The organism is Stenotrophomonas sp. GD03958 (assembly GCF_029839005.1).
Lineage (GTDB): Bacteria > Pseudomonadota > Gammaproteobacteria > Xanthomonadales > Xanthomonadaceae > Stenotrophomonas > Stenotrophomonas hibiscicola.
The window spans coordinates 1-19832 of the sequence record NZ_JAOBZT010000056.1; the positions used below are offsets into that span (position 1 = coordinate 1).

Here is a 19832-nt window from a genome sequence, read left to right on the forward strand (position 1 = left end):
GGTCGCCGCATCCATGCGGCTCACGCCCCCAGCCGACCCACCCTCCCGGCCACGGACAATTTCCTGCGCACCGCGGGAAGATCAAAAGAAAAAATCAAAAGCAAAAGCCGGTTCTTCAGGCATTCGTGTCGACCAAGGTCGACACCTACCAAAGCAGAACGCCGTTCCGACCGATCGCGGCAATCTGTCGGAGGTGGGGCGGTGCGGGTTGGCAGGACCGTTGGCGCCATGGATGGCGCCATCGAGCCCCCATGGATGGGTTCACGGCATGTCCTGCCAACCCACACCGCCCCGCCCAACCCTCAGAAAACCACCGCCGGCTGTTGCGGTTGATGTTGCTTCGGCGGTTGCCTTGGCCTTCAGCGGGTGCAGGGCTGCAAGCCCTGCCGGAATCCAACACCCCTCAGCAGGCCTCCGCCACCACAGTGCGCGGACGCCCCAGCCATGCCAGCAGCAGGCCCGACGCGGCCAGCAGGCCACCGGCCACCGGAATCGCGGCGTAGCCCAGTCCCGAGCTGATCACCGCACCACCCAGCGCAGCACCTACCGCATTGCCCAGGTTGAATGCACCCACGTTGATCGACGACGCCAGGCCCGGCGCCTCGCTGGCCACCTGCATCACCCGGATCTGCAGCGGCGGCACAAGGGCGAAGGTCGCCGCGCCGAACAGCAGTACACCCAGCGCCGCGGTAGCGTGGCTCATGAAAGCCAGCGGCAGCACGAACATCAGCACCGCCAGGGCAGCCAGCAGGATACGGGTGGCGCCATCGAGCGACCAGTCGGCCATGCGCCCACCGATGCCGTTGCCGAGGGTGAAGCCGATGCCGATCAGCGCCAGCGAGATCGCGATGAAGGTATTGGAGGCGCCGGTCAATTCGGTCAGCACCGGTGCGACGTAGGTATAGAGGGTGAACATGGCACCGGCGCCGAGCACGGTGGTGGCCATCGCCAGCAGCACCGGCGGCTGCAGGATCGCCTTCAGTTCGCGGCGCACGTCCGGGCGCGGCCCCGGTGCAGATGCCGGCAGCGCGAAGCCCAACGCAGTGATCGCGACCAGGCCCAGCGCCGCAGTACCGGCGAAGGACAGGCGCCAGCCCAGCTGCTGGCCGACCCAGGTCGCCAGCGGCACGCCGCCGATGTTGGCGATGGTCAGGCCCATGAACATGGTGGCCACGGCCGCAGCCTGCTTTTCCTTCGGCACCAAGCTCGCAGCGACCACCGCACCGATGCCGAAGAAGGCACCGTGGTTGAGGCTGGTGACCAGGCGCGACAGCAGCAGCATCCCGTAGTTCGGCGCCAGCGCAGACAACAGATTGCCGGCGACGAAGATCGACATCAGCAGCATCAGCGCGGTGCGCTTGCCGAAACGGCCCATCAGCAGGGTCATCACCGGCGCGCCCAGCATCACGCCCACGGCGTAGGCGGTGATCAGCATGCCGGCGGTGGGGATGCCAACCCCCACGCCGTCGGCGATGACCGGCAACAGGCCCATCGGGGCAAATTCGGTGGTTCCAATGGCGAAGGCGCCAACGGCAAGCGCCAGCAAGGCGGCTCTGGAATTCATGGGGGTTTCCTGGGGGGCGGGAATCGGGAGTGCGTAGCCTGCGCCCTTTGCTGCGCCGGATTAAGCCTCGCCCCGGGAAAACACTGTTGATCCTGATTCACAAGTGGAGGCCTGAACGCAGCCAAAAGTGCAAAAACCGCAGTGCCGTTGCAGAGCCAACCTCCCCCACAACGCAGAACCCCCGGCATGCCGGGGGTTCTGAGGGACTCACACGCCTGTGGCGCGCTTACCAGTTGCCGGCACCCGGCACGTTGTGCTCGCGGGCGCGGCGGCGCATCAGCAGATTCAGCCACTCCACCAGCACCGAGAAGCCCATCGCGGCGTAGATGTAGGGCTTGGGCACGTGCACGTCCAGGCCGTCCAGGATCAGCACCGCACCGATCATCAGGATGAAGGCCAGGGCCAGCATCTTCACGGTCGGGTTGGCATCGATGAAGCGGCCCAGCGGGTTGGCGGCCAGCAGCATCACCATCACCGACAGCAGGATCGCGGCGACCATCACCGGGATGTGGTCGGCGATGCCGACGGCGGTGATCACCGAGTCCAGCGAGAACACGATGTCGATCACCGCGATCTGCGCGATCACGTAGCCGAACACGGCCGAGGCCTTGGTGGTGCTGGGATCTTCATCCTCGCCGCCGCTGATCAGCTCCTTGATCTCCATGCAGCCCTTGATGATCAGGAACAGGCCACCAACGATCAGCACCAGATCGCGGATGGAGATGCCCATGCCGGCCACGGTGAACAGGTTGGCCGCCATGTGCGCCAGGTAGGCCAGCGACACCAGCAGCGCGATGCGGGTGATGCAGGCCACCGCGATGCCGAGCTTGCGGGCGAACGGGCGACGCTCTTCCGGCAGCTTGCTGACCGCGATGGAAATGAACACCAGGTTGTCGATGCCGAGCACGATTTCCAGCGCGCTGAGCGTGAACAGGGTTACCCAGGCATTGGGGTCGGCGAGGAACTCAAAGGACATGGAAACTCTTCAAGGCAGTGGGGGAATGGGGTTTCAGCCGTAGTTGCCGGCCAGCGCGTGCGGAACCACGACCAGCGCCCAGCACAGCAGCACGTTCATCATCAGCACGAAGACCGCCGCCGAGCCCATGTCCTTGGCGCGGCCGGCCAGTTCATGGATCTCGCTGCCGTAACGTTCGATCACCGCTTCGATGGCCGAGTTGGCCAGCTCCATCGCAAGCACCAGCAGCATCGAGCCGATCAGCAGCGCGCGTTCGACCGGCGTCTGGCCCAGCCAGATCGCGAGCGGCGTCAGCAGGATCAGCAGGTAGACCTCCAGCCGGAACGACGACTCGTGCAGCCAGGCAGCGCGCAGGCCCTGCCAGGACCAGCGGGCGGCCTGGAAGATGCGGCGCGGGCCGCGCGGCAGATGGCCGAACTGATCAGCCACGGGGCGAACATCCAGCAACAGGGACGCGGCGCAGCGACCGCTCAGACGCACGGCAGGGGATCATGGGCGCACAGGAATAGGCAGATGGCCGCCATTTTGCCACAAGGCCGCCCGCCGCCGCCCGGCACCGGCCCGGTGAACGGACTGCCAGGGGCAAGCTTCGACCTGCCCCAGCTTCTATCATGGTCGTCCCTACCCTGCCGGAGCGCCTGATGTCCCATCGCCGTACCTGCCTGCTGATGCTGGGCCTGCTGACCGCCGCCCCCCTTGCCCAGGCCCTGGGCCCGGCCAAGTCACCGCGGGTACCCGAACAGGTCTCCAACGTGGCCTGGGCCAGCGACATGGCCCACTTCGCCAGCGCCGACCAGGCCAGCCCGCCGCCGCGTGGCGGTATCGAGTTCATCGGCAGCTCCTCGATCCGCATGTGGGAGAGCCTGGCCACCGACTTCCCCGGCCAGCCGGTGTTCAACCGCGGCTTCGGGGGTTCGGAAGTGCGTGACAGCACCTGGTATGCCGATCGCATCGTGGTGCCGTATGCACCGTGCAAGGTGTTCTTCTACGCGGGCGACAACGACCTCAACAGCGGCCGCAGCGCCGTGCAGGTGCGCGACGATGTGGTTGCCTTCGTGCAGCGCGTGCATCGCGACCTGCCGAAGACCCGGGTCGAGTACCTGTCGATCAAGCCGAGCCCGTCGCGTGCGCATCTGCTGCCGGCGATCACCGAGGCCAATACGCTGATCAAGGCCGCCCTGGCCACGCTGCCCAACACGGGCTTCACCGACATCTACACGCCGATGCTGGGCACCGATGGCCAGCCGGATGCAACGCTGTTCCGCGAGGACATGCTGCACATGACCCCGGCCGGCTATGCGATCTGGACCAAGGCGCTGGCGCCGAAGGTCAACTGCAACTGAGGCCGACGTGCGCCGGAGGGCGCCAGCGCACGCCCTCGGGTAGATGCCAACCTTGGTTGGCATGGGGCACCGGCGTGAATCCTGCTGAAAGCGCCGACCAAGGTCGGCAACTACCGGGCGGCAGGCGCAGCGTCAGCGGAAGATGACCGTGGCCTCCGTGCCCTGCCCTGGCTCGCTGGCCAGCCTGACCTTCCAGCCGAAGCGGTCGCACAGCCGGCGCACGATCGACAGGCCCAGGCCGGTGCCCTGCGGGCGGCTCGGCTCGGCGCGGTAGAACGGTTCGAAGGCCCGCGACAGGGCGTCGGCAGACATGCCGATACCGGTATCGCGCACTACCACCCGGTCGTTGTGCACATGCACGTCGATGCGCCCCTCGTCGGTGTAGCTGCAGGCATTGCGCACCAGGTTACTGATCACCACCTGCAGCACCCGCGGCGGCGCATGCAACTGCACCGGGCCGTCGCTGTGCAGGTGCACCGACACCGGGCGAGACCCCAGCAGTTCGTTGGCATTGTCCACCTCGTAGCGGACGATGTCGTTGACGTCGAACAGCTCGATCTGCGGTTCGACATCGGCCTCGCGGGCCAGGATCAGGAACGCATCGATCACCGCCTCCATGTCGCGGCCAGCCCGCTGGATGCGCTGCAGGCTGCGGCGCAGGCGCGGCTGCAGGGTTTCATCGCCAAGGGCCATGTCGCTGGCGACGCGGATGACGGTCAGCGGTGTGCGCAGTTCATGGCTGGCGTCGCGGGTGAAATTGCGCTCGCGCGCCACATGCGCGCTGACCCGGTTGGCCAGCGAATGCAGTGCGGCCGCCAGCTGGCGGGTCTCGCCCTGCATGTCCGCCGGCAGCTTGTTCGGCTCCAGATCGGCCGCTTCGGGGTGGCCCGGGTCCCAGCGCGAGACGCGCCGTGCCAGCCAGTTCACCGGCGACACCAGGCGCTTGGAAGCCCGATAGGTCACCCAGCTGGCGCCATACACCGCCAACAGGGTCAGCAGCACCGGCACGATGCCGAACCAGAACGCCAGCATCTCCGCACGCGAACGCAGGAACACCAGGTACAGGCGACCGGCGGGGCGCACATCGACCAGCACCAGCTGGTCATCCTGAGGCAGTTCGTGGAAGCCGGGCTCCAGGTTGCGCAGGTTGGCCGGCAATGACAGCGCCGACTGCCCGCTTTCCAGCAGGTAGCCGCGGATGTTCTGGGTGTTGGGCGGCGGCTGCACCGGCGACGCCTCATGCAGCGTCCAGTAATAGGCCGCTTCCTCGCGCAGGGCGGCGCCGACCAGGCTGTGCTTGATCACCAGCGACACCAGCCAGGCACCGAGCAGGATGCCCAGGCTGGCCAGGACTGCCTGCAGGATGAAGGCGATACGGATCTTGCGCGGCAGGCCGTGCGGCATTGCGGGGTCCCGGTCAGAGCGCTGCGATTATAGGCAGCGCGCTGCGCCGTAGTCGTGCACGGACGCTGACCGGCGGCAGCGCCGGCCGGTCATCCGTGCCCGATGCGGGGTCGTTGCCCGGCCGGGCCTGATGCTGCACCGGCCCGGCCCCGATCAGGCCATCGGCTGTGCGATATCGGCAATGCGGTAGCCGGCGCTCTGCACGGTGTGCAGCAGCGGACGGTCGAACGGCTTGTCGATGATCTTGCGCAGGTTGTACAGATGGCTGCGCAGCGTGTCCGAGTCCGGCAGGCCATTGCCCCAGATCTCGCGTTCGATCTCCTGGCGGGTGACCACGCGCGGCGATTCGCGCATCAGGATGGTCAGCAGGCGCAGGCCGATCGGCGACAGCTGCAGCTCGGTACCGGCACGGGTGGCCCGCATGCTGACCGGATCGAGCACCAGGTCGGCGACCTTCAGCACCTCCGAACCCACCTGGCGACGTTCGCGGCGGATCAGCGCGCGCAGGCGGGCTTCCAGCTCCTGGATCGCGAACGGCTTGGTCAGGTAGTCATCGGCGCCGAACCCGAGGCCGGTGAGCTTGTCGTCCAGCGTGTCGCGTGCCGTTAGCATCAGCACCGGGGTGGACTTGCGCGCATCGTTGCGCAGGCGGCGGCACACTTCGATGCCATCCAGGCGCGGCAGCATCAAGTCGAGCACCACGACGTCATAGCTGTTCTCCGCCGCAAGGCGGTAGCCATCCAGGCCGTCCTGTGCATAGTCGACTTCGAAGCCGCGACCTTCCAGGTATTCGCCGATCATCTCGGAGATGTTGCGGTTGTCTTCGACCACCAGCACCAAGCCGGAGGTCTCCTTCGTCTGACGCATGTGATTCCCTCTAACTTCAGCTTTGTGAAACATGCCGGATCGACGGTGGACGCGATGTGAAGTTCCGTCAAGAGGTACACAAACGGTTCAGAGGAGCGGCCTGAGCAGCGGCCAGACGTTGTCCAGCAGCTTCGCCTGCGCCTCTGCGGTCGGGTGCAGGCCGTCGGCCTGCATCATGCCCGGCTGCAGGGCCACGCCTTCCAGCAGGAAGGGCAGCAGCGGCACCTCGTACTGCGTGGCCAGCGCCTTGTAGGCCGCAGCCAGGCGCTGGCGATAGGCCGGCCCGTAGTTGGGCGGTACGTCGATGCCCAGCAGCAATACCTTCGCGCCGGCCTTCTGGCTGGCCTGCACCATCTTTTCCAGGTTGCCCTGCACCTGCGCCGGGGTCAGCCCACGCAATGCGTCATTGCCGCCCAGCGCGATCACCACCACCGTCGGCTTTTCCTTCGCCAGCAGGCCCGGCAGGCGGGTCAGCGCGCCGGCGGTGGTCTCCCCGCTCATGCTGGCGTTGACGATGCGCGCCGGGGTTTTCGACTGCTGCCTGACCCGCTGTTGCAGCAGGCTGACCCAGCCGGCGTCGGCAGGGATATTGTGGGCGGCACTGAGGCTGTCGCCGAGCACCAGCACGGTGGGGGCCGGACCTTTGGCACAGGCCAGCCCCGGCAACAGCAGGAACCCTAGCAGCAGCACCACCATCGCGCCGGCTCGCCGGCTCCATCCCGTCTTGCGCATTGGAGTCTCCTCATCGACAGCCTGTCCCCCCGCAGCGCGCCCGTCGCCATCGCCGTCGACCAGGTCGGCAAATCCGTGCAGGGCCCGGAGGGTGAAGTCCACATACTGGACAACATCACCCTGACCGTCCATGAAGGCACCAGCGCGGCCATCGTCGGCGCCTCCGGTTCGGGCAAGACCACCCTGCTCGGCCTGCTGGCCGGGCTGGACCTGCCCAGCCGCGGCCGCATTGCGCTGTCGGGCCAGGACCTGGGCGACCTCGATGAAGAAGCGCGGGCCCAGCTGCGCGCGCGTGAGGTTGGCTTCGTGTTCCAGAGCTTCCACCTGCTACCGGCGCTGACCGCCGCCGAAAACGTCGCGTTGCCACTGGAACTGGCCGGGCGCGAAGACCGTGCGCGGGTCGATGAAGTGCTGGCCCAGGTCGGGCTGGCCCATCGGGCCCGCCACTATCCGCGCCAGTTGTCGGGCGGCGAGCAGCAGCGCGTGGCATTGGCGCGTGCGTTCGTCACCCGCCCGCGCATCCTGTTCGCCGACGAACCGACCGGCTCGCTCGACCATGCCACCGGCCAGCACATCAGCGACCTGCTGTTCGAACTCAACGCCGGCAGTGGCACCACCCTCGTCCTGGTCACCCACGACCTGCGCCTGGCCCAGCGGTGCCAGTACATCCACCGCATCGATGATGGCCGCCTGCTGCCGGTCGAGCGCGGGGCGCAGGCATGAACCTGCTGCGGCATGCGTGGCGCGCGCTGCGCCGCGAGGCGCTGGCCGGCGACCTGCTGACCGTGTTCGCCGCACTGGTGCTGGGCGTGGCGGTGATGACCGCGGTGGGCACGCTGGTGAACCGGGTCAACCTGGCGCTGACCGGCAGCGCGGCGGAAATGCTCGGCGGCGACCTTGGCATCGCCGGGCGCGATGACCCGCCGCAGGCATTCGCCGACGAGGCGCAACGGCGTGGACTGGCCTACACCCGCATCGCCAGCTTCGGCAGCGTGCTGTTCAACGGCGATGCCAGCCAGATGGCCAGCATCAAGGCGGTGCAGGCGGGCTATCCGCTGCGCGGCTCGCTGCGGGTTCGGGCCACGCCCGGCGGGGCGCTGATCGCAGACGCCGGCATGCCGCCCAAGGGCCAGGCTTATGCCGACCCACGCCTGCTGCAGGGGTTGGGGCTGAAGGCCGGCGATGATCTCGAGTTCGGCGCTGGCACGCTGCGCATCGCCGGCATCATCGAGGCCGAGCCGGATACCGGTGGCGACCTGCTGACGCTCTCCCCCACCCTGCTGGTCAACCGCGCCGATGTGGAGGGCACCGGACTGCTCGGCCCTGGCAGCCGCATCAACTACCGGCTGATGTTTGCAGGACCGGCAGGACAGGTCGCGTCCCTGCGCGAGTGGCTGCTGCCGCAGGTGAAAGGCCTGCGCCTGCTGAGCGTGGACGACACCCAGCGCGGCGTGCGCCAGGCATTCGATCTGGCCGGGCGCTTCCTCGGCCTGAGCGCGCTGCTGGCGGTGCTGCTGGCCGGTGTGGCCACCGCGCTGGCGGCCAACCGCTTCGCGCTGCGCCGCATCGACCAGGTCGCGATCCTGCGCTGCCTGGGCGCGCGCCAGCGCGACATCCTGCTGGGCCTGGCGCTGCAGCTGCTGATGCTGGCGGTGCCGGCCTGCGCGCTCGGCATCGGCCTGGGCATGGCCGCGCAGGAAGGCCTGGTGCAGGTGCTGGGCAGCCTGGTGCCGCAGCGCCTTCCGCTGCCGGAAGCGATGCCGGCACTGACCGGCGCGGGCATTGGCCTGTTGCTGCTGTTCGGCTTCGGCCTGCCGCCGCTGCTGCGCCTGCGCGGGGTACCGCCGATGCGCGTGCTCAACCGTTCCTTCGCCGCCCTGCCGCCGGCGTCGTTGCTGGCCTATGTGGCGGCGCTGGCGGCCAGCCTGCTGCTGGCGGTGCAGGTCACCGACGACCTGAAACTGGCGCTGTGGGTGCTCGGCGGCCTGGCCGCGCTGGCGCTGGCGGCCGGTGCGGTCGGCTTCGTGCTGCTGCAGCTGCTGCGCGGCCTGCAGCACCGCCTGCATGGCCACTGGCGGCTCGGCCTGGCCGCGCTGACCCGGCGCCGGATGCTGGCAGTGATGCAGCTGGTCGGGCTGTCGCTGTCGTTGTGCGCGCTGTTGCTGCTGGCGGTGACCGGCCCCGGCCTGCTGCAGCAGTGGCGCGAGCGCCTGCCTGCGGATACGCCGAACTACTTCCTGATCAACATCCAGCCCGAGCAACGCGACAGTGTGCTAGCCGCATTGCGTGGACTGGGCGCCGGCGACGCCAGCATCGAGCCGATGGCGACCGGCCGCCTGATCGCGATCAACGGCAAGCCGCCGTTGCGCGTGGACCGCGAGCCCGGTCAGGACGGGCAACCGGCGCAGGGCGGCCAGCGCGATGACGATGACGAGAACCGGCCGCTGAATTTCAGCTGGCGCAGCAGCTTCCCACCCGCCAATACGCTGATGAACGGCACCTTCTGGACGCCCGACAGCACGGCGCCAGAGGCGTCGGTTGAAATCGGCTGGGCCAAGCGCTACGGCGTGTATCCGGGCGACCGCATCACCATTGCAGTCGGCGAGCAGCAGCGCGAGTTCACCGTCACCAGCATCCGCAAGGCCGACTGGAACACGTTCCGGCCGAATTTCTTCGTGCTGTTGAACCCCAACGCGGTGGGCGATACGCCGCACAACCTGCTGTCGGCCTTCCATCTGCCGTCCGGCAACGCGGCCGGGCTGGGCGAGCTGGTCCGCGCGCAGCCGAACCTGTCGCTGCTAGACGTGGACGCGGTGATCTCGCAGGTGCGCGACGTGATGGAGCGCGTGGCGCAGGCGGTGCAACTGGTGATGGTGTTCAGCCTGCTGGCCGGCGTGCTGGTGCTGCTGGCCGCACTGCAGGCCACGGCGGGCGAGCGCCGCTACGACAGCGCGGTGCTGCGCACGCTGGGCGCGACCCGGCGCCAGCTGCGTGGCGCGGTGCTCGTGGAGTTCGGCGCACTGGGCACGCTGGCCGCGTTGCTCGCGGTGGGCGCGGCAGCCGTCATCGGCGTGGCAGTCTCGCAGAAGGTGTTCGAGCTGCCGTTGCTGCCGCCGTGGCCGGGCCTGCTGATCGGCGGCGTGGTCGGCATCGGGCTGAGCCTGCTGGCAGGCTGGTGGGGTACGCGGGCGATCCTGCATACGCCACCGGCATTGGCGCTGCGTGAGGCCTGAGGCGGCGCCGGACCGGGGCGCGTGCCAAGCAAGCTCGGCACCTACCAAGTGCACATGACGGCGTTGCCAGTGTTCAAGGAACAAGCACATCCACGCATGGCGTGGCTCTACTGGGCCTTTTCCACGTACTTGGCGAACACGTCGTCAATCTGCTTGTCCTTCACCTTATTGCCGGACTGGATCTCTTCGGCCTGGGTGAACAGCGGGATGATCATCGCCATGCCGTCGATCCTGGTCTTCAGGTGCACGCCCGGCGCCTGGGTCAGGAAACCATCCCAACGCTGGCGCACCTTGGCCCAGTAACCGGCGGTGGCCTTCCAGTAGTTGCGCGCCGGGGTGAAGTCGACCTCGGTGGTCTTCACGTAGTCGTTGAAGCCGAACTCGCGTGCGATCTCCACCTGGCTGCCATCGGCGTTGCGCTGCACCTTGGTGTTGAACTGCTCGTGGGTCCAGCCATTGGGCGTGAGCGTGTGCCGGTTGACCACGGCCAGCGCGTTGTAGTCGCTGCGCTTGGTGTACTCACGGCGCGGCAGCGGGCGCCAGCTCAGATCGCTGGTCCAGCTCGGCACGTTGTTGGTGTAGGTCCAGGTGCCGGTGCCGCAGTAGCGCGGTGCGTCGCTCACTTCGTACACGCACTGGGTCCAGGCGCCCTGGTTCACCGCCGACGGAATACTGCGCACCTTCCAGGTCTGGTCGGCGCTGAACTCGAAACGGTTCGGTGCTTCGTACACCCAGTCCTGGCGCCAGTGCTTGGTGATGTGGCCGCTCTTTTCATCCAGCAGCAGGTGCTGCAGCACGATGCGCTTCGGGGTGTCCTCGACCACGATGACCACTTCGCTGCCGCCGCTGCGCATCGCCGGTGCACGCTCGTAGCCCGGCTTCAGCAGCACGGTCTCGTCGAAGGCGAAGTCCACGGTGTACTCACCCTGCATGGCGAGGATGCTGTCGTGGTCGCGGGCGATGTCGGAGGGCTGCGCGCTGGCCACGCCGCTGGCGGCGAGCAGCAGCATGGCGCTGGCTGTCTGGAGCTTCATCGGGATCTTCCTTCGGGGTTGCAGATTCATTGAGGGGCCATCCGTGGCCAACGGGCGTTCCATCAGGAGAGGGTCACAGGCGGATCAGCGGCAGGTCGCCGGGGATCTGGGGCGCCGGACGCCGGGCGGCGTCGGCACAGCAACAGTCGTCGATCACCAGCTCGCCTTCAGCACCTTCCAGGCGTGCGATGCGGCGCGCGGTGGCCGCGCCCAGCGAGGACAGGGTCGACAGGCTGGCGGCCAGCGTGCGTCCGTCGTCGGCGGCATGCAGGCGCAGCGCGCACAGGCGCCAGCGCTGGCCGCCAAGATGGCCGGCCAGGCGCCGCCACAGGCGTTCGCCAACGCTCGCCTCGCTGTCGTGTTCCGGTCCCGGCGGCAGCGGCGCGACCAGACGGTCCCAGGCCAGGAAATCGCTGTCGGGCAGCAGGTACAGGCGCCACACGCAGCGGCCGCGGCCATCAAGGAAGCACAGGCTTTCGCGCAGGCCCTCGCTGTCCACGCCCTGGCAGGCGTGTACGCGTACGGCCTGGCGCCAGCCGCCCAGCTCGTTGCCGTCGGCGTGGTACAGGCACAACACAGTGCCGAGCGTGGCCAGCTGTGCCGGGGTCGGCCAGGCCGCGCTGTTCGGCGCGGCGATGGAGTCATTCCTGCGTGCGGACAAGGCTCGGCTCATGAGATCACCAGGAAACGGCAAGGCTGGCGGAGAAGGTGCGGCCCGGGCTGCTGAACCGATCGCTCAGTGCGCGATCGGTGATCAGGCTCGGGGTGATCGACGACCATTCGATGTAGCGCTTGTCGGCCAGGTTGAACACGCCGACATTGAAGGTGGCACCCGGCGCGAAGTTCCAGTGCGCCATCAGGTCCAGCACGCCGTAGCCGGCCGGCTGGTAGACGAACGGCGCCGGTGCGTTCGGATTGGTCTGCGCCGCAGGCGGCGGCAGGCGCTTCTTGCGCTGCACGAAGGTACCGGCCAGTTCGACGCCCCAGGTATCGGCGTCGTACATCAGGCCCAGCGTGCCACGCAGCGGATCGACCGAGGCCAGCGGTTCGTCATCGGTCCGGTTGTCACCACGCGACCATGCCAACGCACTGCGCAGCGCCCAGCCCTTCAGCGCCGGGCTGAGTTCGCCGAACTCGATGCCGGCCTTCATTTCCGCGCCATAGATGCGCGCGTCGGCGATGTTCTGCGACTGGAACACGGTCAAACCCTGTGCGTTGCGACCGGTATCGACGTTGGACTGGATGAAATCCTTGTAGTCGTTGTAGTAGCCGCTGACGCTGACGTACGCCGCCGGCGCGATGAAGCGCAGGCCCAGTTCGTAGCCGTCGCTGGTTTCGGGCTTCAGGTCCGGATTGGCGATGGCGGTATAGCGGAAGGCGACATTGGTCAGGCCGATGTTGACGTCGTTGTACGGCGGCGAACGGAAGCCACGCGCATAACCGGCGAACAGCGACCATTCGTCGGTAAAGCGCCAGACCATGCCCAGCTTCGGCGACACGCTGGTCTTCTTCAGCTGCGCCACGGCCGTGGTCGGGTTGTCTTCGGCGAAGATGCTGTCCACTTCCGGCTTCAGCTCGTAGCGGTCCACGCGCACGCCCGGCACCAGCGACAGCCTGCCATCGGCAAAGCGCATCTCATCCTGTGCATACAGGCCCAGCTCGGTAGTCTTGCTGATCGGGAAGTCACGCACCGGGAAGGTGTCCGGCAGCACCGTGTTGCTGACCACGCCAGCCTTGCTGACCTGATAGCCGTCGCGCTTCTGGCGGATCTCGGTACGGGTGCCTTCGAAACCGTAGGTCAATGCGTGCTCGACGCTGCCGGTGGCGAACGCCTTGTTGAACTGCGCCTGCAGGCCATAGGCATGCTGGTCGAAGGAGAACACGCGGTGGCGACGGGTGCCGTCGGTGCGGGTCTCGTCGGTCTGCTGCCGGGTTTCGCTGTTCTGCGCGTACACCTGCCAATGCAGGCTGTCGGCGAACGGCTGGTCCAGCGCATCCATCTCGTGGGCGAAGGAGACGCGGTTGCGCTTCTGGGTGTCGTGGGACTTCATGCCAGTGGCCGCAGCCATCGCGCCGGGGCGCGGTGCAACGCTGGCGATCGCCGACAGCACATTGGTATCGGTGGTGTCTTCGTTGCCTTCCACGGTCAGGCGGAAGCGCTGGTCCTCGCTGGGTGCATAGACCAGTTTGCTGAGCAGGCTGCGGCCGTCGCGATCCTGCGGATTGGACGCGGTGCGGGTGTCGTTGTCGCTGCGAACCGTGCCCTGGTTGTCCGTTTCCTGGCCCTGGTGGTGGTTGACGTTGACCAGGCCGCTCCAGTGGTCGCCACCGAAGGCGGCCGTGGCACCGCCGAGCAGGCCCTTCCACTCACCGTCGTAGCCGAACTTCAGGCCGAAGTAGCTGTTCTTGCCGTCCTTGAGATAGTCGGCCGGGTCTTTGGTCACGAACGCGACCACGCCACCGAGTGCATCGGAGCCGTACAGCGAGCTGGCCGGTCCACGCACGATCTCGGCGCGCTTGAGCGTATCGAGGTCGGTGAAGTTGCGGTTGGAACTGGCGAACGAACCGATGTCGAACCGGGTCGGCATGACGATGCCGTCGGTCTGGATGCGCACGCGGTTGCCGTCCAGGCCACGTATGCGGAAACCATCCAGGCCGAAGCGGGTCGCGCTGCGGGTGACCGACAGGCCCGGCTCGTAGCGCACCAGATCCTTGATGTCCTGCACCAGGTGCCGGTCCATCTGCTCACGGTCGATGACATCCACGGTGGCCGCCACGTCGCTCAGCGCCCGCTCGGTGCGGGTGGCGGTGACCTGCACCCGATCGAATTCGCGCGCATCGGGGGCAGCAGTGGCAGCAGCGTGGGCGGACAGCGGCAGCGCCATCCAGACAGCAAGGCAAAGGGCGGTATGGCGGGTCATCGGGTTCGTTCGGTCAGGCAGGGGAACCCCCGGTTACCGGCGCACCCGGAAGGTGCACGCGGTAGACCGAGGGGGAGAGAGCGGGAGCGGACGGGTCGCCCACCCTGTCGGCGCTGCCGGCAGGAGGGAGGGAGGCGGGCGACCAGACCGCGATTACTTGGTCAGGATCAGCTTGTCGTTGCTGGTGTGCCGCAGGCGATAGAAACGGTCGCCGTGCTGGATCAGGATTTCACGACGGCCCTTGAGCAGGGCTTCGCTGTCGATGACCTCTTCCGGCGGAACGACACGGACCGGACGATCGCGGAGGGTCAGCGTTTCGGGGCGCAGCAGTACAGGTTGAGCATTCATGAGCATCTGGACTCGTGCGAGGGACGAGTTAAATGATAATGATTCTCAGTTGACAATCAACAACCATTCTCAACTTGATTGATTGGATTAATGATCGAATTTTCAGATTCGATAGATCGCATCAATCAAATGGCGACGCATGTGTGTAGAGTCGACTGTACCGAGGCACGGGCCCGAGCCGGCCCGACCGAGGCCCAGGCCCGGTCGACCCCGGCGTTCAGGCAAAGACGGCTTCGACCTGCGCCCAGCCGGCGGCGTCGACCTGTTCCAGCGCTTCCAGTGCCTGCAGGTTCTGCAGCAGCTGGCTGACCCGGCTGGCGCCGAGAATCACGCTGGAGACGTTCGGGTTGCGCAGGCACCAGGCGATGGCCAGCGTGGCCGGGGCCTGGCCCAGCGCGCGTGCCACCTCGCTGAAGCGGCGCACCTGGGCCAGGCGGGCTTCGGCGTCGGCACCCAGCACCAGGTCCTGCAACCACTGCATGCCTTCCCGGCCCAGCCGCGCATCGGCCGGAATGCCCTGGTCGTACTTGCCGGTGAGCAGGCCCGAGGCCAGCGGCGAGAAGATGGTGGTGCCCAGTCCGGCGCCGGCATACAGCGGCGCGTACTCGACCTCGACCCGTTCGCGGTGCAGCAGGTTGTACTGCGGCTGCTCCATCGACGGGCCCTGCAGGTTGCGCGCCTGCGCGATGTCCAGCGCCTGCTGGATCTGCACGGCCGACCACTCCGAGGTCCCCCAGTAGAGGATCTTGCCCTGCCGCACCAGGGTGTCCATGGCATGCACGGTCTCGGCGACCGGCGCGTCCGGATCCGGGCGATGGCAGTAATAAAGGTCCAGGTAGTCCACCCGCAGGCGCTTGAGCGCCGCATGGCAGGCGTCGGTCACATGCTTGCGCGACAGGCCGCGCTGGGTCGGCCGTGGGTCCTTGGCGCTGCCGAAGAACACCTTGCTGGAGACGCAGAAACCGTCGCGCGGCAGGCGCAGGTCGGCGATCACATCGCCCATCACCTGTTCGGCGCGGCCGTTGGCATAGCCCTCGGCATTGTCGAAGAAGTTGACGCCATGATCCCAGGCGGCCGCCACCAGGTTGCGGGCCTCGTCGCGCGGGATCTGGTCACCGAAGGTCACCCAGGCGCCGAAGGACAGGGCGGAAATCGGCAGGCCGGTGGAGCCCAAGCGACGGTATTGCATGCGAATCTCCTGCTGCGGGCCCGCATCCGGGCCGGGATCGAACTCCATTCTACCTGCCGCCGCCGGCCGCAAGCCCTTGCCGTTGCTGGCCCGATCGGTACCGTTGGGTGCGCGCACGCTGCTTTTTCTTGCCCCGGCCCCTGCCCTGCACTAGGCTTCCCGTTTTTCGCGACGCCCCAGGGGAGTCACTCACATGGTCGAAGGTTTGGGCAGGATCGGCTTCGGCCTGTTCGGGTTGGCGGTGCTGATCGGCATCACCTGGTTGTTTTCCAACAACAAGCGTGCAGTTGACTGGAAGCTGGTTGCCACCGGTATCACCCTGCAGATCGCCTTTGCGGCGCTGGTGATCCTGGTGCCGGGCGGGCGCGACGTGTTCGATGCGCTGGGCAAGGGCTTCGTCAAGATCCTCAGCTTCGTCAACGAGGGCTCGGGCTTCATCTTCGGCTCGTTGATGGACACCAAGAACTACGGTTTCATCTTCGCCTTCCAGGTGCTGCCGACCATCATCTTCTTCTCGGCGCTGATGGGGGTGATGTACCACCTCAACGTCATGCAGGCGATCGTGCGCGTGATGGCCTGGTCGATCACCAAGGTGATGCGCGTGTCGGGTGCGGAAACCACCAGCGTCTGCGCCAGCGTCTTCATCGGCCAGACCGAGGCGCCGCTGACCGTTCGCCCGTACATCGCCAGGATGACCCAGTCCGAACTGCTGACCATGATGATCGGCGGCATGGCGCATATCGCCGGCGGCGTGCTGGCGGCCTACGTGGGCATGCTGGGCGGCGGCGATCCGGCGCAGCAGGCTTTCTACGCCAAGCACCTGCTGGCGGCCAGCATCATGGCGGCCCCGGCCACCCTGGTCGTGGCCAAGCTGCTGATTCCGGAAACCGGCACCCCGCTGACCCGCGGCACGGTGAAGATGGAAGTCGAAAAGACCTCCAGCAACATCATCGATGCCGCCGCTGCCGGCGCCGGTGACGGCCTGAAGCTGGCACTGAACATCGGCGCGATGCTGCTGGCCTTCATCGCCCTTATCGCGCTGCTGAACGCGCCGCTGACCTGGGTGGGCGAAGTGACCGGCCTGGCCGCTGCCATCGGCAAGCCGACCAACCTGTCGACCATCTTCGGCTATCTGCTGGCCCCGATCGCCTGGGTGATCGGCACGCCGTGGGCCGACGCCACCACCGTCGGCTCGCTGATCGGCCAGAAGGTCGTGATCAACGAGTTCGTCGCCTACACCGAACTGTCGCAGATCGTGAACGGCCAGATCCCGGGCGTGAGCCTGTCCGCCGAAGGCCGCCTGGTTGCCACTTACGCGCTGTGCGGCTTCGCCAACTTCAGCTCGATCGCGATCCAGATCGGCGGTATCGGTGGCCTGGCGCCGGAGCGCCGCCACGACCTGGCCAAGTTCGGCCTGCGCGCGGTGCTGGGCGGTACCATTGCCACCTTCATGACGGCGACCATCGCCGGCGTGCTGACGCACTTCAGTTGAACCCCTGGTTGAGAAAAGATTTCCTATGAGCAGCAGTGTCGTTGTCGTCGGTTCCTTCAATGTCGATCACGTGTGGCGGTGCGAAACGCTGCCGGCACCGGGTGCGACCATTGCCGGCCGCTACAGCACCGGCCCCGGTGGCAAGGGCTTCAACCAGGCCGTGGCGGCCTGCCGCGCTGGTGCGGACACCCACTTCGTGTGTGCGTTGGGCGATGACGCCGGTGGCGCCACTGCGCGCGAACTGGCTGCGCACGATGGCTTCGAGCTGATCGCCGAGGCCAGCAGCGAGCCGACCGGCACCGCCGGCATCTACGTCGATGCCCGTGGCCGCAACACGATCGTGATCGGCCCCGGCGCCAATGCCGCGCTGGGCACCGATTTCCTGCAACAGCAGCAGGCCCTGCTGGCCGGTGCCAAGGTGGTGCTGGTGCAGCTGGAATCGCCGGTGCAGACCATCGAAGCGGCGCTGGCCACGGCCCGCGAGGCCGGTGTCACCACCGTGCTCAACACCGCGCCGGCCGACGCGCCCTCGACCATCGGCCTGCTCAAGCTGGCCGATGTGATCACCCCGAACGAGACCGAGTTCGCCGCCCTGCTCGGCCGCCATGTCGGTGAGCGCGTGGACGCCAACGACGTCGCCGCGCTGGATGGCGCCAGCCTGCACGCGCTGTGCCGCAAGCTGGTCGGCAACGGTACCGTGGTGGTGACGCTGGGTTCGGTGGGCGTGTTCGTCTCGCACGCCGACGAGAACCTGCGCGGCGACACCCAGCCGTACTACCGCGTCGGTGCCGAACAGGTGCAGGCCATCGACACCACCGGTGCCGGTGATGCCTTCAACGGTGCGCTGGCTGCGTCGCTGGCACAGGTGGCCGATGCACCGTTCGCCCGCCACGTGCGCTTTGCCAACCAGTTCGCCGGTCGCTCGACCGAGAAGGAAGGCGCTGCAGCGGCGATGCCGCGCTTCACCCCGGCCGACGCCGAAGCCAAGTAATTCCACGCCACGCGTGGATGACAAGGCCCGGGTGCACAGGCACCTGGGCCTTTCTTTTGCCCATTTCCCGGCCCCTGCGACCGCCTGTCGCATTGCCCACATCCTGCCCCTCGCCCACCATCCGCGCAGCTTCCTTGCACGGGCAGGACATGGACGGATTCCCCTGGCTGCTGGTCGCGGCCGCCGGCTGTGCCGCTGCGGCGCTGCTGCATATCGGCTGCATCGCCTTCGGCGCCGCGTGGTACAGGTACTTCGGTGCCGGCCAGCGCGTGGTCCGGCTGGCACAGGCCGGGCATTGGTGGCCACCGCTGATGACCGCCGGCATTACGGCCGTGCTGGTGGCCTGGACGCTGTACGCACTGGCCGCTGCGGGCTGGCATTCGCCACTGCCGGCCAGTCGTCTGGTCCTGTCGGGCATCGCCCTGCTGTTGCTGCTGCGCGCCGCGATGGGCTTCGGGCTGGCGCTGCTGCGGCCCCGCTACAACGGCCGGCGCTTCTGGATGGTCAGTTCACTGGTCTGCCTCAGCCTGGGGCTGGCCTTCGCACTGGGTACCCGCCAGGCCTGGCAGCGCCTGGGGTAGCCGCCCACCTTCGCCCGCCCTTGGGGGCGGCGGAAGCAACCGTCAAGCATCTGCTGATGCCGGTACGGCATGAGGTCGGTGCCGATCGGCCTGAACCGGGGCGCAGCCGATACGGCCACGTCGCTGTCGGCGCCCTACAATGGGCGCATGCAGATCGGCCCGTACACCATTGCTCCGAACGTCGTGCTGGCGCCCATGGCCGGCGTCACCGACAAACCCTTCCGCCTGCTGTGCAAACGGCTGGGCGCGGGCCTGGCCGCCTCGGAAATGACCATCAGCGACCCGCGCTTCTGGACCACGCGCAAGTCGATCCACCGCATGGACCATGACGGCGAACCGGCACCGATCAGCGTGCAGATCGCCGGCACCGAGCCGCAGCAGCTGGCCGAGGCCGCGCGCTACAACGTCGACCACGGCGCGCAGATCATCGACATCAACATGGGCTGCCCGGCCAAGAAGGTGTGCAACGCCTGGGCCGGCTCGGCGCTGATGCGCGACGAGCAGTTGGTGGCGCGCATCCTCGAAGCCGTGGTCAACGCGGTGGACGTGCCGGTCACGCTGAAGATCCGCACCGGTTGGGACTGTGACCACCGCAATGGCCCGCTGATCGCGCGCATCGCCGAGGACAGCGGTATCGCTGCACTGGCCGTGCACGGCCGCACCCGCGACCAGCACTACACCGGCCAGGCCGAGTACGCCACCATCGGCGAGATCAAGGCCGCACTGCGCATCCCGGTGATCGCCAATGGCGATATCGATTCGCCGCAGAAGGCGGCCTACGTGCTGAAGGAAACCGGCGTGGACGCGGTGATGATCGGCCGCTCCGCACAGGGCCGGCCGTGGATCTTCCGCGAGGTGGCGCACTACCTGGCCACCGGCGACGAACTGCCGCCGCCATCGCTGGCGGAAGTGCGCGACATCCTGCTCGGCCACCTGCATGCGCTGCATGCGTTCTATGGCGAGCCGCAGGGCGTGCGCATCGCGCGCAAGCACCTGGGCTGGTATGCCAAGGACCGGCCGGAGAACGCCGCCTTCCGCGCCGTGGTCAACCGTGCCGAAGACCCACAGAGCCAGATCGCGCTGACCACCGAGTACTTCGACCGCCTGATCGCCGGGGAACCGGCGCTGCCTTCGGCCGCCTGACCGCCCTGCCGCGT

Annotated in this window: 18 protein-coding genes; 7 read left to right on the forward strand and 11 right to left on the reverse strand. The window is 67.7% G+C overall.

The genetic code is table 11. The features are described from left to right. Positions 1 to 403: 403 nt before the first annotated feature. The 3 genes from N5C25_RS15190 to N5C25_RS15200 all read right to left on the reverse strand — a co-directional run bounded on the left by N5C25_RS15190 (position 404) and on the right by N5C25_RS15200 (position 2969). Positions 404 to 1564 (reverse strand): MFS transporter, encoded by a 1161-nt coding sequence (locus N5C25_RS15190; protein ID WP_251102139.1) that lies wholly within the window; start codon positions 1562 to 1564, stop codon positions 404 to 406. A 226-nt stretch (positions 1565 to 1790) separates the two neighbouring features. Continuing rightward, positions 1791 to 2540: a TerC family protein gene (locus N5C25_RS15195; RefSeq protein WP_019661110.1), complete on the reverse strand. Its 750-nt coding sequence runs from the start codon at positions 2538 to 2540 to the stop codon at positions 1791 to 1793. A gap of 33 nt (positions 2541 to 2573) precedes the next feature. Beyond that, complete coding sequence (locus tag N5C25_RS15200) at positions 2574 to 2969, reverse strand: diacylglycerol kinase (protein ID WP_019661109.1); 396 nt, start codon at positions 2967 to 2969, stop codon at positions 2574 to 2576. A gap of 212 nt (positions 2970 to 3181) precedes the next feature. Here N5C25_RS15200 and N5C25_RS15205 point away from each other — a divergent pair, with 212 nt between their 5' ends. Then, complete coding sequence (locus N5C25_RS15205) at positions 3182 to 3883, forward strand: SGNH/GDSL hydrolase family protein (RefSeq protein WP_251102138.1); 702 nt, start codon at positions 3182 to 3184, stop codon at positions 3881 to 3883. A gap of 132 nt (positions 3884 to 4015) precedes the next feature. On the opposite strand, the gene N5C25_RS15210 is transcribed toward N5C25_RS15205, so the two are convergent. The 3 genes from N5C25_RS15210 to N5C25_RS15220 all read right to left on the reverse strand — a co-directional run bounded on the left by N5C25_RS15210 (position 4016) and on the right by N5C25_RS15220 (position 6886). Further along, complete coding sequence (locus N5C25_RS15210) at positions 4016 to 5287, reverse strand: HAMP domain-containing sensor histidine kinase (RefSeq protein ID WP_019661107.1); 1272 nt, start codon at positions 5285 to 5287, stop codon at positions 4016 to 4018. Between the two features lie 153 nt (positions 5288 to 5440). After that, positions 5441 to 6154: a response regulator transcription factor gene (locus N5C25_RS15215; protein WP_002811889.1), complete on the reverse strand. Its 714-nt coding sequence runs from the start codon at positions 6152 to 6154 to the stop codon at positions 5441 to 5443. 87 nt (positions 6155 to 6241) lie between these two features. After that, positions 6242 to 6886 (reverse strand): arylesterase, encoded by a 645-nt coding sequence (locus N5C25_RS15220; RefSeq protein ID WP_279937222.1) that lies wholly within the window; start codon positions 6884 to 6886, stop codon positions 6242 to 6244. Positions 6887 to 6961: 75 nt separating this feature from the next. Between N5C25_RS15220 and N5C25_RS15225 the strand changes: the two genes are divergently transcribed. Further along, positions 6962 to 7609, forward strand: coding sequence for an ATP-binding cassette domain-containing protein (locus N5C25_RS15225; RefSeq protein ID WP_014036021.1), 648 nt, complete (start codon positions 6962 to 6964; stop codon positions 7607 to 7609). After that, a complete protein-coding gene (locus N5C25_RS15230) occupies positions 7606 to 10119 on the forward strand; it encodes an FtsX-like permease family protein (RefSeq protein WP_279937223.1) in 2514 nt (837 codons plus the stop codon). Before N5C25_RS15225 ends, N5C25_RS15230 begins: the two co-directional genes overlap by 4 nt. A 107-nt stretch (positions 10120 to 10226) precedes the next feature. Here the strand turns inward: N5C25_RS15230 and N5C25_RS15235 are convergent, their stop codons facing one another. From N5C25_RS15235 to N5C25_RS15255, 5 genes are all read right to left on the reverse strand, one after another. Then, positions 10227 to 11153, reverse strand: coding sequence for a DUF6607 family protein (locus N5C25_RS15235; RefSeq protein ID WP_279937224.1), 927 nt, complete (start codon positions 11151 to 11153; stop codon positions 10227 to 10229). 73 nt (positions 11154 to 11226) lie between these two features. After that, a complete protein-coding gene (locus N5C25_RS15240; protein ID WP_019661101.1) occupies positions 11227 to 11826 on the reverse strand; it encodes a hypothetical protein in 600 nt (199 codons plus the stop codon). Between the two features lie 4 nt (positions 11827 to 11830). Continuing rightward, the gene (locus N5C25_RS15245; RefSeq protein WP_279937225.1) at positions 11831 to 14074 is read right to left on the reverse strand and encodes a TonB-dependent hemoglobin/transferrin/lactoferrin family receptor; all 2244 of its coding nucleotides are present in this window, start codon (positions 14072 to 14074) and stop codon (positions 11831 to 11833) included. Positions 14075 to 14227: 153 nt separating this feature from the next. Next, on the reverse strand, positions 14228 to 14422 hold the full coding sequence (locus N5C25_RS15250; protein ID WP_005412278.1) for a hemin uptake protein HemP: 195 nt from the start codon (positions 14420 to 14422) through the stop codon (positions 14228 to 14230). 217 nt (positions 14423 to 14639) lie between these two features. Beyond that, complete coding sequence (locus N5C25_RS15255; protein ID WP_279937226.1) at positions 14640 to 15611, reverse strand: aldo/keto reductase; 972 nt, start codon at positions 15609 to 15611, stop codon at positions 14640 to 14642. Positions 15612 to 15804: 193 nt separating this feature from the next. Here N5C25_RS15255 and N5C25_RS15260 point away from each other — a divergent pair, with 193 nt between their 5' ends. From N5C25_RS15260 to dusB, 4 genes are all read left to right on the forward strand, one after another. Then, positions 15805 to 17103 (forward strand): nucleoside transporter C-terminal domain-containing protein, encoded by a 1299-nt coding sequence (locus tag N5C25_RS15260; RefSeq protein WP_279937227.1) that lies wholly within the window; start codon positions 15805 to 15807, stop codon positions 17101 to 17103. 25 nt (positions 17104 to 17128) lie between these two features. After that, positions 17129 to 18094 (forward strand): ribokinase, encoded by a 966-nt coding sequence (locus N5C25_RS15265; protein ID WP_058980400.1) that lies wholly within the window; start codon positions 17129 to 17131, stop codon positions 18092 to 18094. Positions 18095 to 18243: 149 nt separating this feature from the next. Further along, a complete protein-coding gene (locus tag N5C25_RS15270; RefSeq protein ID WP_262212723.1) occupies positions 18244 to 18675 on the forward strand; it encodes a hypothetical protein in 432 nt (143 codons plus the stop codon). 147 nt (positions 18676 to 18822) lie between these two features. Further along, on the forward strand, positions 18823 to 19818 hold the full coding sequence (gene dusB, locus N5C25_RS15275) for a tRNA dihydrouridine synthase DusB (protein WP_031270248.1): 996 nt from the start codon (positions 18823 to 18825) through the stop codon (positions 19816 to 19818). Positions 19819 to 19832: the final 14 nt, after the last annotated feature.